This window comes from Sphingomonas sp. ASY06-1R (genome assembly GCF_052180265.1).
In the GTDB taxonomy this organism is placed as follows: Bacteria; Pseudomonadota; Alphaproteobacteria; order Sphingomonadales; family Sphingomonadaceae; genus Sphingomonas_I.
Map to the genome: position 1 here is coordinate 81156 of NZ_CP197464.1, position 15567 is coordinate 96722.

Genomic DNA, 15567 nt, shown 5'->3' on the forward strand with positions numbered 1-15567 from the left:
CCCATCGGTTCTTCTATGTGCAGTCGACCGACATCGCTGTCGACCATAATCTCCTTTGGCCAACTGTGCTCCCGGTCTTTCGGTTTGTCGCATCCGCAAGTTAGATACGGTGCTTTTTCGCGGCGGGGGCGTTGATGCAGGTTAATATGTCTTGGAGGGATAGCATGAAGAAGAACCCGCTGTTGCTGTTGATCGTCGGTCTGGCATTACTTGCGGTCGGTGGGTTCATCTGGTCGGGCAGCGGGCCGGCAAAAGCGGATTCGGCGACGATGGCGCAATGCCAGGATCGTATGCAGGATCAGGGCGCCGACATGATGGCCAAATGCCAGGAAAAGGCATTCGCAACAGCGATGACCGCCACGGATGCGGATGAGGCGGCGCGCGCGATCAGTTCTGCCAATAATAGCGAAGTCGGCGGCAATATGCTGGGCATGTTCCTGATCGGGATCGGGATCGTCATGGCAGCGGGCGGTGGCTATCTGATGTGGCAGCAGTCGGCCAACAAGACGCGGTAACCGGGCCGATCAAGTCCAGCGGGGGGCGGTTTCCACGTGATAATGCATGCGCTTGCCTGGCTGGCGTCGGTCGGGCTGACGGTTTTCCTGCTGTGGACGGCGCCGCGGCGTGGCGCGGCCTTTGTGCTGAAGGCCGCGATCGCGGCGATCGTGCTCGATATTGCGCTGTTCGCCGCGCTGGGCTTCGGCTTGCGCAGCGTGAATATCCGCCCATCCGATGCCGTCCTGACGCTGATGTTGCAGCTGGTGATGGCGCTGATCGTGATCGCCATGCTGAACATCATGAACATCGTGTTCCACCGCATGGTGGACGCGCAGATTGCGTTCCATAAACGCTATAATGGCGCCAATCTGCAGCGATTTCCGATCAGTTTCCTCATCCGCCACGCAGCCCAGCTGAAGATGCTGGGCACGATATTCTGGTGTTTGGGCGCGGGGCTGATGCTGTACGGCCTGTGGTTCGACATGAAGATGCCAGCACGATCGGCGTAGTGCCGGGCGCGCCGGTGCGCCGTCCATTAGGGTTCGGCGCCGAACCGGCTTAACGGGAAGTGTCGCGATAAAGCCGCAGGAAGTGATCCGGCAATCCTGCCAGCTCCGCCGCACAGGCGCTGGCCATCGGATCGGACCAGAAATCCTCCAGGAAGGTTTCGACCTCCATGCCGCGCGCGACCCGAACGATGGCCTCGCTATTTGCCGGCGGCAGAAACGGGTGTCCCGCCGCGTCGCCTTTGATGGCGTGCGACCAATCCCACGCCACATCGAACGCGCTCGCTTCAGGAAACGCGGCCGGCTGCGCGATGGCACCGGTCAGGATCGGGTATGCACCGGTCAGCCATGCGATGATCCGCACCCGCCAATAGCGATCCGGGACCGCCACCACCGCGCGAAACCATGCCCCGACCTCCGTCGGGCTGAGATATTTTGCGCAGAAGAATAGCGACGCGGACAGGAGGTTGCCGGTGCACGTCCAACCGGCCGTGCCACCTGGGCCAACCCCTGAGTCACAGCCATCGACCGCGTCGATGGGCCCGGCCTGCCATAAATGTGGTGCCATGATGGAGCGGCCCAGGCTGTCGAGCGCGTCCATCCGAAATTCGGGATACGGTACGTCGCCGTCCAAGTCGGAATGCTGGCTCATGAAAGCCGAAATCAGCCGCTCGGCCGGATGAAAATAGGTCGGCGCCCACGGCCGCATCATCACGCGCGGCAGCAGATAATGGTACCAGTCCGTCCACTCGGCGCGCAGACCGAAGCTGCTCGATCCGGACGTGATCTCCTCAAGCGGCTGCAGGAGATCGTGGTCGGGCAGCGCAGCGAGATCGCCGCACAATTGCGGGTACATCGTCCGCGCGCTCCCCATGAACCACGCCTCGCCCATCGGTGTCACAGGCCTGGGAAAGGCCGCGGTCATGCGAAGGCATGCGGCAAGATCCGGGCCCTGCCCGGCATCCAGCAATAAGGCGTGGCGGCAGACAGCTGCGTCATGTCCGGGAGGATCGTCCAATTCCGCCGACACACGATCATCGCTGCGCGGAAGGCTGCATCACAGGCATCCGTCCTCACCATAGCGGCCGCGAACGTTGGACACGGTGCCGTCCTGCTCCGCCCGCCAATGGATCCGCGCGACGATGACGCAGGGAAAATCGCTTTCCTTGCGCTTCAGGCCATAGGCGCCGCCCGCTTCGAACCAGGTCGGTTCGAACCCTTCCGCGTTCAGTTCGCTCAAGAATTTCGGAATTGGCGTAGCGGGCGGAAAGCGCGCGCGGACGCGGGCGTCGAATTGCGCGGAGGCGGCCTTCCATTCCGAAGGGAGGCCGGCGGTCAGCGGCGATGGCGGGCGCGACGTCGTCCACCACAGGGCCACAGCCAGCGCTACGCCCAGCCCCACGACGAGCCCCACGGCAAAGATCGCCAGGCCTTTGCCGCTGAAGTTGAACCGTCGCACGCTGATCCCCTTAAGCATGACGTGTACGCAACGCATCCTCGTGCGGCAACGCGCCGACGACGCCCGACATCCGAAGATTAAGTCGTTCGAATAGTTTAGGTCATGTGAAACCTATAGGTTTCGGCGATGGACAAAGTCGTTGGGCTGACGGATGAGTGCTGTTCATGGAACCAGCAGCGCCGATCCCGCACGAGGACGTCAAACAGCCCGAGCGGCCGAAGCTGCTGAAAGTGCTGGGCCCCGGCCTGATCACCGGGGCCTCGGACGACGATCCCAGCGGCATCGCCACCTATTCCCAGGTTGGCGCGCAATTCGGCTATCGGATGAGTTGGGTGATGCTGTTCAGCTGGCCGCTGATGTGCGCGATCCAGGAGATCAGCGCGCGGATCGGGCGGGTGACCGGGCGCGGCATCGCCGGCAATCTGAAGCATCATTATCCGCGCGGGATCGGTTACGCGATCGTCCTGCTGGTGGTCGTCGCCAACATCATCAATCTAGGCGCCGATCTCGGCGCGATGGGTGCGGGGCTGCAGCTGCTGATCGGTGGGCCGGCCTTGCTATATGTTGCGGGCTTTGCGCTGATCACGGTGCTGCTGGAAGTCTTCTCCCGCTACTCCCGCTATGTCTCGGTCCTGAAATGGCTGACCGTGTCGCTATTCGCTTATGTGGCGGTGGCGCTGATCGTCGACATTCCGTGGGAAACGGTGGCCGCCAACCTGTTCGTGCCGAATATCACGCGATCCGGTGCCTATCTGACGGCGGTGGTCGCCATCCTCGGCACCACCATCAGCCCCTATCTCTTCTTCTGGCAGGCGGAAGAGGAAGTGGAAGAGATACGCGAGCGCCCGCATGCCAAGCCGCTGTCGCGTGCGCCGGAACAGGCGCCGGCGGAATTCGGGCGGATCCGCGTCGACACCTATATCGGCATGGGCCTGTCCAATCTGGTTGCCCTGTTCATCATCCTTACCGCGGCGGCGACGCTGCACGCCAATGGTGTGACCGACATCCAGACGTCGGCGCAGGCGGCGGAGGCGTTGCGGCCGATTGCGGGGAAGTTCGCCTTCTTCGTCTTCGCGCTGGGGATTGTCGGCACCGGCATGCTGGCACTTCCGGTGCTGGCGGGATCGTCGGCTTATGCGCTGGGCGAAACGTTCGGCTGGCATGTCGGGCTGGCGCGCAAGCCGATGCGAGCCAAGGCTTTCTATGCCTGCATCGCGGTGGCGACATTGCTGGGCGTACTGCTGAATTTCAGCCCGATCGATCCGATCAAGGCCCTGTTCTGGAGCGCGGTGATCAACGGCGTCGTCGCGGCACCGGTGATGGTACTGATGATGCTGATGTCCAGCAATCGCGCCGTGATGGGCGATTTCCGCCTGCCGCCGATCCTGCGCGCGATCGGTTGGCTGGCGACGGCCGTGATGGCCGCCGCCGCAGTGGGCCTGTTCGTCACCTGGCAGTGAGCGCCTGGCTGGCGCGTTGCGCCCGGCGGGCGTGTCCGCGCGTTATGCCGGTAATAGGATAAAGGAGATGGATCATGGCGGGCGAACCCGATGATGCCGTGACGGACGACGTCGGCGGCGTGCAGGGCACATCAGCGGAGGAGGCGTCCACGAACGCCGATGGTGCCACCCCGAATATTGCCGGCGTAACGCAAGATCAGCCGGCCCCCGACGCCGGTGAGATCGAATGGGCCGGAGGGCTCTTGAAGAAACCGCCCGCCCCCCAAAATTAAGCTGTGGCGCCCCGTTCATCGGGGTGGCCAGGCCGTGCGCGGCACGGCCTTAAAATTGGGAAAGATGGGTATATGAAACGCTATCTCACCATTTTACCGGCCCTCGCCCTGATCGGCGCGGCCGTGCCGGCATCGGCGGTCTCACGGATGTCGGAAAGCGGCGAGGCCAAACTTGCCGAGGCGCTGAAAGGGCGTGTCGCCGGTACGCCGGTGGACTGCATCACGCTGCGCAACGCGGAATCGAGCCAGATCTATGACGGCACGGCGATCGTCTATCAGGACGGCGGCACGCTCTATGTGAACCGCCCGACCAGCGGTGCGAGTTCGCTGCGCCGCGACGACATCCTGGTGACCAAGCTGTGGGGCAGCGATCGGCTGTGCCAGATCGATACCGTCCGCCTGCTGGATCAGGGCACGCGGTTCGAACATGGCTGGGTCGGCCTGGGTCAGTTTGTGCCCTATACCAAGCCCAAGTCCTAACCGCGCCCGCCCCGTGCGGTTGGCACGGCCGCAAGGAATTCCTATATCCTGTAGGTAGTTACAGGAGATCGGAAGACGATGGCCGGTGGTTGGACGCGGGATGGCGCGGTGCAGGATCAGATTGACGACACGGTGCTGGACGCCGTGCTGAGCGCCCGAGCGCGTATCCCGGCGGGCGAAAGCGCGGACTATTGTGCCTTCTGCGGCGAGGACATTCCGGAAGGGCGGCGCCGCGCGCTGCCAGGGGTGCGGACCTGCGTGCAATGCCAGTCCGGCCGCGACCGCGACACCCATTTTTCCGTGATCAACCGGCGCGGCAGCAAGGATAGCCAGCTGCGCTGAGGCGATCGATGATCGCGTGATTAGCGATCCGACGCCTTGCGCTGGGTATAATCGATGCGGATGCGGACCCAGCTGCCGACCATGACGCGTCCGCCGACGCGCGGCGGCAGCACCAGAAATTGCCAGGCGGCCTCGCGCACCGCGCGGGCATAGCCTGATCCGGGCGTTTCCCCCAGCTCCTCGCAATTGTCGACGTGGAAGCGCGCGATCGTCTGGCAGGCGACCATGCCATAGCCCGATCCGGGCCGCGTATTCTTCAGGTAGAAAGCAAGCTCCGCATCGGTCGGCTCGCGATACCAGGCCGCATCGTAGAGCGGCTGCCCGGCACTGCCGACGCCAACGGGTTTGTCCGAACGCGAATCGCCGCTGCCGCTATTGCCGCCGCTGTCGGTCGCGCTCGCGTCGCTCAATTGCTGGCTCGGCGGCGCGCTCGGCAGCTGCCGGACGTCGAACTTCTCCAGCCCCGGCGTCAGCACCCATGGCGCGGCGGTGGTCGGCAGCTTGATCGGCGGCGGCGGCGGGGCGGTGGGCGGCGGCACGGTCGGCTGGGTGCGGGCGGGCTGCTTCGCCGCGCTCTTCGCGGGCGCCGATTCTTCCTGCGCTTCCGGGGCAACGGAGAAGGTGGTGAGGCGGCTACCCGATTTGGACGAGCCGAATTGCGGTGGCGCCAGCCGGATCAGCAGGAGCAGCAACAGCAGGTGCGCCAGAATTGTCAGCAGAATCGACGTGGCGCGCCGACGCGCGGCAGGCCGATCGAGTTCCAACGAAGGCAGGAAGGACGCCAGACGCATCGGCGATGGGCCTAGGCGGCAGCGCGGCCCGCTGCAACATCCTCGCGACAAATTGAAGACGCAGAATGCGCATTAGCCCAGGAGACGCTTTTTCGCGTGGTCTAGGGGGCTCCGGCGGCGGAGGTGCGCCGGTTCTCGACCGCTTGGGCGATTGCCGCGTCGGCTTGCGCGAAAAGGGCTGTCATTTCGGCATCGAGTTCGTGCGCCAGCGGGGTGTCCCAAGGCAGTGGCCGGGAGCCACTTTCCCGGAAACTGTCCGTACCAATGCCTTGCCAGATGCGGGCGGTCCAGCGCGCCTCGAACCGGGACGAGCGGGCGCCCATAGGTGCAGAAAGGCGAATTTCGACGGTTCGCCGCTGCCTCTCCGATCCGTCATGGTCGGTGCGTTCGATCTCAATACCCCACCATGGCCAATCGCGGTTGGAGCGGTTGGACGTATCGCGCACGATGCCCACGGCGAACGCGCCTTTTCCGCGACATTGTTCCACCACCAGATCGAGCTCCGCCATGCGGGACAGGAAGGGATCGGTCATTATCTCACATCCGTCTGTGGCGAGATGCGCGTCGATAGCGCCGCACCCATGCGTTGCAACACTCCGACAGAGACCTGGGCCGGCCTGCTTCGCGCGTCTCAGCGGGGATGATGGCATTGCCGGTGTCTGCCATTTAGCAGTACCAAAGCCCGTCCGACGTCGTCCATCGATGACATGGAGGCTGATATGCTTTGGTTCACGCTGGCGGCAACGATAGCTGGGGCAACGCCGCTTCCTCCGATCGTCGCGGATTTCCAGTCGATATGTGGCAATCCCGATCAGGCGCCCCAGGCGATTCTGGCCGAAGCCAAGCGCGAGGGTTGGACGGCGCGCGCGCCCGCTGCCGGGGACGTCAATACCGACACGCAGCGGTTGGTGCATGCGAGACGCGATGGGCTGCAGTTGATCCTGGCGGCCAGCCACAGCGCCGGAGATACGCAGCAGAGCTGCGGGCTGATGTCATCTTCCCCTATGCCCGGCATCGTCACGGTTGCGCAAAACGCACTGGGATTCAAGCCTCGGCACGTTATCGGATCGACGGCAAGTTTTCTCGCCATCCGGACCGGCAACGTCTGGCGTTCGGCCGACGGCATGCTGCCCGCCGAGTTCGAAGCGGCCAAGGCTGGGGGGCGGTTTTACCTCATCATCGCGCACAGCACTGCCAAGGAAGCGTCTATTTTCGCAATGCACCCGAAGGCAACGACCGCTCCGTAGCGCCCGAGGAGCCGCGCCAGGTTCCATATTCATCTGAGGGCCAGCTTTGGCCGGTATAACCGTGCTGCGGACCGGGCCCCTCTGGCGGTGGCTTTCCCAAGCCCCGTGATGTCGGACCGCATCGAGCTTGCTCGGTGCAGGTTGGACGACCCTGATGTCTCCCCCTTCATCCGAGCCTCGATCGAAGTCACTTCGAAGGAGGATATGTATGAACTCGCTTATCGAACGCCTGATCACCACGCACCGGATGCTCAATCACGAGATCCGGCGTGAGCTGCAGCGGCGCATACCCGACAGCCTGCGGCTGGCGGATCTGAAGAAACGCCGTCTGGCGGTGAAGGATCAGCTTTTCCGGCACATGCCGCAGGCCGGCGATTTCCGCGCGGCGGCACGACAGGTGGTAGCGCGCTTCCGAACGCAGCGACCGATCACCGCGCTGTAACAGAGCGCCGACGACCAGCCCGCTTATCCGGGCTGGTCGGATGGGCGCTAGCGCCGGCCATACAGGCTGACGTCGGCGGTGCCGCGCAACCAGCCCTTGGTATCGTACCAGAAATCGATCTTGCGCACCGCGCGCGTGCTGCGGGGCAGCCGGATCGCGCGCACGCCGTTCTTGGGAATATTCACGTCGATCATCACATTTTCCGCGTCGCGATTGTCGTAGGTGACCATCATCCGCTTCATATGCAGCGGGGCATCGGCCACGCGCACCTGCAGCGCGGCAAAGCGGGTGTTGGGGCCGGCGACGATCAGCGTATCATGATCGTTCATATGCTGCGCATGCGTCGTCGCGACATGGACCCAGCCCGCGCCCGCCGCCGGGCGGGCGACGGTGGCGCAGAGCCCCGGGGCCGCGGGCAGGATCGCCACCAGTGCCGCCACGCCGGCGCGCCTATAGTTCATACGATACTCCTCTGCCCCGCCGGCCCCGAGCGCGCCTGCGGATTGCGTTAATAACGCGCGACACCCATTTTCGTGACGGCCGCGACGGTACGGACGCTAGGTCGCGAGCCGATCCTTGCAAAGGAGGGTGTGCGGACGTCGGCGCTTTTTGCCGGCGCAGCGGAGGGGGAAGACGCGGAATAAGGGAAGAATAGCCGTCCTATGTCGAAAACGAGCCGGATCTTCGAACTGCTCAACGTGCTGCGCGCGCGTCGAAGGCCCGTCACGGCCGCGGACCTGGCCGATGAACTGGGTGTATCCCCGCGAAGTATCTATCGGGACATCGAAACGTTGCGATCCCTTGGCGCGCCGATCGAGGGGCAGGCGGGAATCGGCTTTCATTTGCGAGCGGGCTTCTTCCTTCCGGAATTCGCGTTTTCGCCGGACGAGCTGGACGCCTTGATCCTCGGCCTGGGCTGGGTGCAGCAACGGGCCGATCCCGCCCTCGCGCGGTGCAGCGAAAGCGCCTTGGCCAAGATAGTGTCGGCGCGCAGCAACGGCCTGGCGGCGGCCCAGGAGCCACCCGCGCTCATCACGGCGGCATCTTTGTCGAAGCGTGTCGATCCGCCCCAGGTCGCCTTGTTGCGCGAGGCCATGCGGCGGCAACGCAAAGTCGCGATCCGCTATGAGGATGGGCGCGGCGCGTTATCGGATCGTGTCATCTGGCCGATCGCCATCGTCTATTTCGACGATGTGCGTGTGCTGGCGGCGTGGTGCGAACACAGATCCGCCTTTCGCCATTTCCGTGTCGATCGGCTGCGCGTCGCGACGATATTGGAGGAGCGCTATCCTGGACGCCGCCAGACGCTGGTCACGCAATGGCGCCAGCAGGACCGCGACTGGCGCGCGCTGCTGACAGTTTCTGACAAGGGCTCTGCTTAAAACGATCGCGCACACACTGAAGGTGCCACGTTAAAGGACAGAGAAATGGTTGCGTTTTCCCCTACCGTGTTCGAAGCCTTCTTCGCCGAAGAGGATAGCTCCCCCATCGTGATGGTGAATCAAATCCGGTTCAATCCCGACGGCGGCCGGGAGCGATATTTCGAATATCTGCGCATGGCGCGGCCGATCCTGGCGCGCTTCGGTGCGGAGATCCTGTTCGGGGGCGACGGTCTGTCCGTCCTGACCGCCGGCGACGCGACCCATTGGGATGCGGTCGTGCTGGTGCGCTACCCGCAACGATCCGCTTTCAAGGCGATGGTGGACGATCCCGAATATCAGATCGCGTTCAAGGTGGGGGAATCGGCGGTTGCCGACATCGTTCTTCAGCCGGTGAGGCCGAACGAGCAGATGGGTTGAGGACAGGATCGGCCGCTATTGCCCACGACTTTGCCGTCGCGGGCAATGGCGGCCGCGCGCTATAGTCGCGGCTTGCCGAACTGTTGGTGCCAAAGTCCGGTGAGGATAGGCACGACAATCGACGTCACGATCACGCAGATCGCGACCAATGCCGTTGCCTGTTTCGCGGTCGACAGGAATTGCGGGGCAATGGCGGCGATCGCCAAAGGATTGGCGACCGCAGCGCCGGCCGTGGACGCCGCGGCAATGCCCGCGGTCCCGTTACCTTTGCCGATGACGATGTCGGCGAGGATGAGCGGGATGCCGGTTGCGACGATGACGAAAAGAGCGAGCGCGATACCGAGTGCCGCCAACGGCGACAGCAACGTGTGCAGATCGATGGTGTTGCCCAAGGCGAAGGCAAAAAACGGGATCAGCATCTTGCACCCTGGCAGGAAGAGGGCGCGCAGCTTGGGATCGAGGTTCCCCAGAGCAAAGCCGGCCACGAAGGGCAGGATGGCGCCGATGAAAATCTGCAGCTTGAAGTGGGCCACGCCGGCCGCGCCCAACAGGATCATGCTCATCAGCGGCCCGGACTCGATCGATAGCAAGACAAAGGCGCCCGCTTCCTCGCTGCTTCCGAAGCTCTGCATCAGCGACGCGTAAAGTCCGCCATTGGTCATATCGACCGCGCAGGCGATGGCGAGAATCGACAAGCCGGCGAAGATACCGGTCTTGATACCATCGGGCGGAATGACGTGGGCGGCGATCGAAACGAGCACCCAGGCGGTCAAAAGCTTGGTCAGCACCAGGGTACCGGACTTGCGCAGCACCGTCCGGGTGGTGCTGACATGGACTGATGCGCCGATGCAGAATAGCCAGACCGCAAGGATCGGGATGATCCCTGTCATCAGACCTTGCGTGAACCCGCTAAAGTAGGCCGGCGCGTTTGGCGCAAAGGTTCGGCACAAGGCGCCCACGAACAGCGGCACGATCATGATGCCGCCCGGGATGCTGTCGATCTTATCCTTCATCAAGATGCCGCCGCCATAGGAGTAAAGACCACTAATATGCCGAGATCGCTGCTACCGCCTTGCGCGGTTCGGGTGCGTCGCGTCTGGGGCGGATCGACCTTTTGGATGGCGCGGCAACCCAAGCAAGGCCGTCATACGGCATGTCCGCGGCGACGGCATCGGCCCGGATCATTCCCTTGTCGCGTGACGGAACCGGCTCGACGAATGGGTCTGCGCTTCAGACGTACCTGGCCTCGCCTTCGCAGCGCGCCGCTGAAATGTGGGTCAGCTTGTCGGGATTCCGGATGATGTAGATCGCCGCGATCCGACCCTCCTTCATGTCCAGGGCGGTGGCCTGCAGGGCAGCGCCCTGATCGATGCTGATATAGCCGGGCAGGCCATCGATGATGACCGTCCGCACCAGGGCCGGCGCCGTGGCAGCCTTGCGATGCGCCGATGCGAAGAGCCGCAGCGCCCGTTCCAGGCCACGCACGATGTTGCGGAAAGCCAGAACCTTGCCGCCCCCATCCGTATGGATTTCTACATCCTCGGCCAGCAAGGCGGACAAAGCGGATGTGTCGCCCGCATGTGCGGCTTCGAAGAAGGCGCGGGCAATTCTGTCCGCAGCGGCCGCCTCGACCGCGAAGCGGGGCTGTGCGGCATTGATATGCTGGCGGGCCCGGGCGGCGAGTTGCCGTACAGCGTCCGGCTGCCGCCCCAGGATTGCCGCTATCTCGGCAAATTCCACATCGAAAACATCGTGCAGAAGGAAGGCGGCACGCTCCAGTGGCGACAGCCGCTCCATCGCGAGCATAAGGGTGAAGGTGATGTCGTCGGCGACGATTTCGCCCGGCGTGACGGACGCTATCAGGGGCTCGGGCAGCCACGGGCCGACATAGGTTTCCCGGCGGACCCGCGCGGACTTCAGGTGATCGAGACATAATCGGGTGACGATGCGGGTAAGGTAGGCCGCCGGGGTGGCGATGCGTCCTCGTGCACGCGCCCACCGTAGCCAGGCATCCTGCAGGATATCCTCGGCTTCGCTAACGGACCCCAGCATGCGGTATGCCAAGCGCGTCAGCCGCCCGCGTTGGCTCTCGAAATCCGCAAGCCACTGACCAGCCTCGGCCATTAACGGCTCCGCGTGGCGCGAGCGGCCCACGGGGGGAAATGGAGGCTGGCAGTCTGCCGGATTGCGGCGGTGCCTCTCCTTATCATCCTTCGACGCACCACCTTCATGAGCGTGCCGCATCGCCGTGCATGATCCCGGCCGAAAATTTTTTCTCGCAGCATGTCACGGACCACAACGGCACCTCGTCACGATGTTTGGCGCCACCTTCGGCGCCGGACAAGGAGACAAAATGACCAACGGCAAGCGATTGACCTGGCACGAGGTCGCGCCCGAAGGCGCGAAGGCGCTGTTCGGCGTGCATCATTATCTCACCTCGGCCACCGCGCTACCGGCGGAGCTCCTCCACCTGGTCTTTCTGCGCGTGTCCCAGATCAACGGCTGTGCGCATTGCATCGATCTGCATACTCGCGATCTGCTCAAGACCATGTCCGTGGACAAGGTCGCGTTAGTGCCGGTGTGGGACGAGGTGTCGCATCTTTTCCGTGAGCAGGAACGTGCCGCCTTGGCATGGGCCGAAGAGGTCACGCGCATCGGTGAGACACATGCGTCGGACGCCGCCTACGACGCCGCCGCGGCCGTTTTCGCGCCCAAGGATCTCGTCGATCTCACGATCGCGATCGCCGCGATGAACGCCTTCAATCGGCTTGGCGCCCCGTTCCGGATGCCGGTCAAGGCGCAGGCGTAAACTGCGCCATCCGCTTGCCCTGAACCGTCCCGTTCCAAGGAAAATGCGATGCCCATCAACTGCGTCATTGCTCCTGGACTGGAGCATCCGTTCGGCACGCAGGTCCGCCAGCGCGGCTCATCGTAGCGCCAACAGGAAGCACCGCCCCACGATCAACGACGGGGTGGTGCTTGCTGGATATCCGGCCGATGTGATCCGGAGCTAAGGCGTGACGATCCGGACCGGCACCGCCTTGCCGGCGGGGGTCTTCGATTCCTGGTCATGGTACCAGAGCGGCACCAGCGGGTTCATTTCCGGATAATAGCCGCCGAGACAGCCTTCGGGCAGGTCGAACGGCGTGATCCGCATGCCGTCGACCTCGCGCACCTCGCCATCGTCGGCATCGCCGACCAGCTTGACGATCTGGCCCGGTTTCAGGCCGTCTCGTTCCATATCCTTGGGATTGATCAGCACGACATGGCGCGTGCCGCTGATGCCGCGGAAGCGATCGTCATAGCCATAGATGGTGGTGTTGAACTGATCGTTGGAGCGCAGTGTCATCAGACGATAGCGGCCCGGCGCATCCTTCACGCCCGTGGCCGAAAGCCGCGTCGGCGTGGTGAATTCGGCCTTGCCGCTCTCCGTCTTCCACACGCGTTCGCGCGCGGCATTGCCCTTGTAGAAGCCACCGGGCTGCCACATCCGCTTCTCGAAATCGTGGAACATCTCCGGATAGGTCTGCTCGATCAGCGTGCGGACCTTGGCATAATCGCCCGTCCAATCCTGCCAATGGACATGGGGATTGGGCGGCAGCGTCGCCGCGGCGATGCCAGAGACGATGGCGAGTTCGGAGCGCAGATGCTCGCTCGCGGGCTTATGCTTGCCGCGCGAGGCGTGGATGCAGGACAGCGAATCCTCGATCGTCACGACCTGATCGCCACCGGCCTGCACGTCGCGCTCCGTCCGGCCGAGGCAGGGTAGCAGGTAAGCCACCTCGCCATTCACCAGATGATTGCGGTTCAGCTTGGTCGCGATCTGTACCGTCAGGCGCAGCTTGGGCCAGGCGGCTTCCATCTTGTCCTGGTCGGGAATGGCGCGGATGAAATTGCCGCCCAGGCCGATGAACGCCTTCACGGTGCCGTCGATGACGCCTTGGCAGACGTCCACCGTGGTCATCCCATGCTCCATCGGCGGATCGAAGCCGAACAATTCCTTCAGCCGGTCATTCGGTACCAGATCCGGCTTTTCGGTGATGCCGACGGTACGCTGGCCCTGCACGTTGGAATGGCCGCGCACGGGCGAGATGCCGGCGCCCTGTTTACCGATATTGCCCTTCATCAGCATCAGATTCACGAACATCGCAATATTGTCGAAGCCGTGAACATGCTGGGTCAGGCCCATGCCATAGATGGCGATGGTCTTCTCCGCCTCGACATAGACCTGGCCGGCTTCCTCCAGCGCGGCGCGGGTCAGGCCGGATTCGGCCTCGATCTCCTCCCACGATGTCGCGCGCACGCGATCGGCGAATGCCTCGAAGCCGTCGGTATGCTGGGCGATGAAATCCACGTCGATGACGTGGACCTTCTCGGCCACCCATTTGGCGTCTTCGGCTGCCAGCACATGCTTGGCGAGGCCGACCAGCGCGGCGATGTCGCCCCCCGCCTTCACCTGATGATATTGGCAGGAGATGGGCGTCGCATTCTGCGTCACCATCTGCACCGGATCCTGCGGGTTCACGAACTTGACCAGACCCGGTTCCTTGATCGGGTTGAACGTGATGATCTTGCAGCCGCGCTTCACCGCCTCCTGCAGCGGATGGAGGAAGCGCGGGCTGTTCGAACCGGTATTCTGGCCGAAAAAGAACATCGCATCGCAATGGTCGAAATCGTCGAAGGTGCAGGTGCCGACCGGCGCACCGATCAGCTTCTTGAGCGCGACCGAGGTCGTCTCGTGGCACATGTTGGAACTGTCGGGCAGGTTGTTGTGGCCATAGAGGCGCGCGAACAAGGCGTAGAGATAGGACGTCTCCAGGCTGGCTCGGCCGGACGCGTAGAAGACCGCCTGTTTGGGCTCGATCGCGTTTAGCTCCGCGCCGATCGCGGCGAACGCTTCCTCCCACGCGCATGGCACGTAGCGATCGGTTTCCGGATCGTAGCGCAGCGGATGCGTCAGGCGACCCTGCTGCTCCAGATCGTAATCTTTCCACGTCCGCAATTCCGCGAGCGTATGCTGGGCAAAGAATTCGGGCGTGCAGCGGCGCGGCGTCAATTCCCACAAGGTCGCCTTGGCACCATTCTCGCAAAATTCGAACGGATGCGGCTTGGCAGGCTTGCCCCAGGCGCAGGATACGCAGGCGAAGCCGTCGGGCTTGTTCTGGCGGTAGAGTTCCGCCGCGATCGCCGGGCTGTTCCATTCCTTGCCATAGATTTTGGCGATGCCGGTCAGCGACCCGAAGCCCCCCGCCGGCCCGTCATAATGCGCAATATCCTGCTTCTTCGCCATGGCGCCGGCTCCCAGCTCTGATCTTGTTGTCAGCTACGCCCGAACGCCGCTTGGGGTCCAGCCCTTCCCGCCAAACAGGGTCGCGCGGCAAAGTGCGATGATGAAGCGAGCGTGCATCGGTCCGGGCGGCCCCCGAAACACGCTTTCTTCGTTAGTCGTGGCATTCAGGTGATCGGAAGGGGTCGTGATTATGGTGAGACGGTCTTTCATCGCTGACCTTGCCGGCGCCCTAGGTTTTGGCGAAGCGGAGGCGGATGCGCCAGCCAAGCACTTCCCACCCGTTCCGAAATGGCGCCCGTCGTTCGCGCAGCCGCTCGACCAGGTCGCTGGGTGTATATGCTACTATACGAATGGCAAACGCGACTTTGTCATCTTCGCACATGGTACTTGCGTCATCTTGGACGACGACCTCTCCGACGCAGAGGCAACCGCCTTCGCGTTAAAGACGCTTGCCGATATACTCGCCTTCCATCCCGACATGAACCCGGCGCCGATGGACGATGGAAACATCCTTGTCCGCTATAACCACCCGGCCGTAAATGTCGTTTTGGACGCAGTGGCCAAGTCTCATTGGTCAGAAATCGAGACAATGCATCTGGAAGGCCTGGCGCAGTCTGAGGTTCTCATGACGCCGCTTGGGCCCAACATGTTTGATGATTTCGGAAAACAGGCACTGCTGGGCCGAGCCTATATGTTCATGGACGCTCAGCACCCGGACATTAAGACGATTCGTCGTCATGGGTAGGGCCGACGTTGCTCGAGTGCCGCCAGGCCGCATTCATGCGTATAAGGCCTCCTGAACCCAGCCCGGCTATTGAACGTTGAGCCGCGCGAAGGGCGGCCGGGCGCGGACGATCCTGAGTATAGCGAAAGGCAATCAGGATTGCTGCCGTGAGTTCGGCTGAACCGAAGCTTTGGTGGATGGTCCGCTCCCTCGATGTCCAGCAAAAGGTGGACGCGATGCAGTCCGCTCGGTCACCC

The 15567-nt window shown here is 63.5% G+C and carries 20 protein-coding genes; 12 read left to right on the forward strand and 8 right to left on the reverse strand.

Annotated elements, in window-relative coordinates; all coding sequences use genetic code 11:
• The first annotated feature begins 164 nt into the window (after positions 1-164).
• Positions 165-515, forward strand: a complete 351-nt coding sequence (locus ACSBM8_RS00365) for a hypothetical protein (protein ID WP_442679694.1) — start codon at positions 165-167, stop codon at positions 513-515.
• Between the two features lie 36 nt (positions 516-551).
• Positions 552-1007, forward strand: coding sequence for a hypothetical protein (locus ACSBM8_RS00370; protein WP_442679695.1), 456 nt, complete (start codon positions 552-554; stop codon positions 1005-1007).
• Positions 1008-1056: 49 nt separating this feature from the next.
• On the opposite strand, the gene ACSBM8_RS00375 is transcribed toward ACSBM8_RS00370, so the two are convergent.
• Positions 1057-2034, reverse strand: coding sequence for a hypothetical protein (locus tag ACSBM8_RS00375; protein WP_442679696.1), 978 nt, complete (start codon positions 2032-2034; stop codon positions 1057-1059).
• Between the two features lie 27 nt (positions 2035-2061).
• Positions 2062-2463 (reverse strand): hypothetical protein, encoded by a 402-nt coding sequence (locus ACSBM8_RS00380; protein WP_442679697.1) that lies wholly within the window; start codon positions 2461-2463, stop codon positions 2062-2064.
• A 164-nt stretch (positions 2464-2627) separates the two neighbouring features.
• On the opposite strand from ACSBM8_RS00380, the gene ACSBM8_RS00385 reads away from it, so the two are divergent.
• From ACSBM8_RS00385 to ACSBM8_RS00400, 4 genes are all read left to right on the forward strand, one after another.
• Complete coding sequence (locus ACSBM8_RS00385) at positions 2628-3923, forward strand: Nramp family divalent metal transporter (protein WP_442679698.1); 1296 nt, start codon at positions 2628-2630, stop codon at positions 3921-3923.
• 74 nt (positions 3924-3997) lie between these two features.
• On the forward strand, positions 3998-4195 hold the full coding sequence (locus tag ACSBM8_RS00390; protein WP_442679699.1) for a hypothetical protein: 198 nt from the start codon (positions 3998-4000) through the stop codon (positions 4193-4195).
• Between the two features lie 72 nt (positions 4196-4267).
• Positions 4268-4675, forward strand: a complete 408-nt coding sequence (locus ACSBM8_RS00395; RefSeq protein ID WP_442679700.1) for a hypothetical protein — start codon at positions 4268-4270, stop codon at positions 4673-4675.
• A 78-nt stretch (positions 4676-4753) separates the two neighbouring features.
• Positions 4754-5017, forward strand: a complete 264-nt coding sequence (locus ACSBM8_RS00400; RefSeq protein WP_442679701.1) for a DksA/TraR family C4-type zinc finger protein — start codon at positions 4754-4756, stop codon at positions 5015-5017.
• 20 nt (positions 5018-5037) lie between these two features.
• Here the strand turns inward: ACSBM8_RS00400 and ACSBM8_RS00405 are convergent, their stop codons facing one another.
• On the reverse strand, positions 5038-5808 hold the full coding sequence (locus ACSBM8_RS00405; protein WP_442679702.1) for a hypothetical protein: 771 nt from the start codon (positions 5806-5808) through the stop codon (positions 5038-5040).
• Between the two features lie 101 nt (positions 5809-5909).
• Positions 5910-6341 (reverse strand): hypothetical protein, encoded by a 432-nt coding sequence (locus ACSBM8_RS00410; protein ID WP_442679703.1) that lies wholly within the window; start codon positions 6339-6341, stop codon positions 5910-5912.
• A gap of 186 nt (positions 6342-6527) precedes the next feature.
• Here ACSBM8_RS00410 and ACSBM8_RS00415 point away from each other — a divergent pair, with 186 nt between their 5' ends.
• Both ACSBM8_RS00415 and ACSBM8_RS00420 read left to right on the forward strand, forming a co-directional pair.
• The gene (locus ACSBM8_RS00415; RefSeq protein WP_442679704.1) at positions 6528-7055 is read left to right on the forward strand and encodes a hypothetical protein; all 528 of its coding nucleotides are present in this window, start codon (positions 6528-6530) and stop codon (positions 7053-7055) included.
• A gap of 208 nt (positions 7056-7263) precedes the next feature.
• The gene (locus ACSBM8_RS00420; RefSeq protein WP_442679705.1) at positions 7264-7497 is read left to right on the forward strand and encodes a DUF465 domain-containing protein; all 234 of its coding nucleotides are present in this window, start codon (positions 7264-7266) and stop codon (positions 7495-7497) included.
• A 47-nt stretch (positions 7498-7544) separates the two neighbouring features.
• On the opposite strand, the gene ACSBM8_RS00425 is transcribed toward ACSBM8_RS00420, so the two are convergent.
• Complete coding sequence (locus tag ACSBM8_RS00425; protein WP_442679706.1) at positions 7545-7958, reverse strand: hypothetical protein; 414 nt, start codon at positions 7956-7958, stop codon at positions 7545-7547.
• A gap of 201 nt (positions 7959-8159) precedes the next feature.
• On the opposite strand from ACSBM8_RS00425, the gene ACSBM8_RS00430 reads away from it, so the two are divergent.
• Positions 8160-8879: a helix-turn-helix transcriptional regulator gene (locus ACSBM8_RS00430; RefSeq protein ID WP_442679707.1), complete on the forward strand. Its 720-nt coding sequence runs from the start codon at positions 8160-8162 to the stop codon at positions 8877-8879.
• Between the two features lie 45 nt (positions 8880-8924).
• The gene (locus ACSBM8_RS00435; RefSeq protein ID WP_442679708.1) at positions 8925-9296 is read left to right on the forward strand and encodes a DUF1330 domain-containing protein; all 372 of its coding nucleotides are present in this window, start codon (positions 8925-8927) and stop codon (positions 9294-9296) included.
• Positions 9297-9355: 59 nt separating this feature from the next.
• On the opposite strand, the gene ACSBM8_RS00440 is transcribed toward ACSBM8_RS00435, so the two are convergent.
• Positions 9356-10309, reverse strand: coding sequence for a 2-keto-3-deoxygluconate permease (locus ACSBM8_RS00440; protein WP_442679709.1), 954 nt, complete (start codon positions 10307-10309; stop codon positions 9356-9358).
• 217 nt (positions 10310-10526) lie between these two features.
• Positions 10527-11420: a sigma-70 family RNA polymerase sigma factor gene (locus ACSBM8_RS00445; RefSeq protein ID WP_442679710.1), complete on the reverse strand. Its 894-nt coding sequence runs from the start codon at positions 11418-11420 to the stop codon at positions 10527-10529.
• 124 nt (positions 11421-11544) lie between these two features.
• Between ACSBM8_RS00445 and ACSBM8_RS00450 the strand changes: the two genes are divergently transcribed.
• Positions 11545-12105: a carboxymuconolactone decarboxylase family protein gene (locus ACSBM8_RS00450; protein WP_442679711.1), complete on the forward strand. Its 561-nt coding sequence runs from the start codon at positions 11545-11547 to the stop codon at positions 12103-12105.
• Positions 12106-12306: 201 nt separating this feature from the next.
• Here ACSBM8_RS00450 and ACSBM8_RS00455 read toward each other — a convergent pair whose 3' ends face one another.
• Complete coding sequence (locus ACSBM8_RS00455) at positions 12307-14586, reverse strand: FdhF/YdeP family oxidoreductase (protein WP_442679712.1); 2280 nt, start codon at positions 14584-14586, stop codon at positions 12307-12309.
• Between the two features lie 184 nt (positions 14587-14770).
• Between ACSBM8_RS00455 and ACSBM8_RS00460 the strand changes: the two genes are divergently transcribed.
• Complete coding sequence (locus ACSBM8_RS00460) at positions 14771-15331, forward strand: hypothetical protein (protein ID WP_442679713.1); 561 nt, start codon at positions 14771-14773, stop codon at positions 15329-15331.
• Positions 15332-15567: the final 236 nt, after the last annotated feature.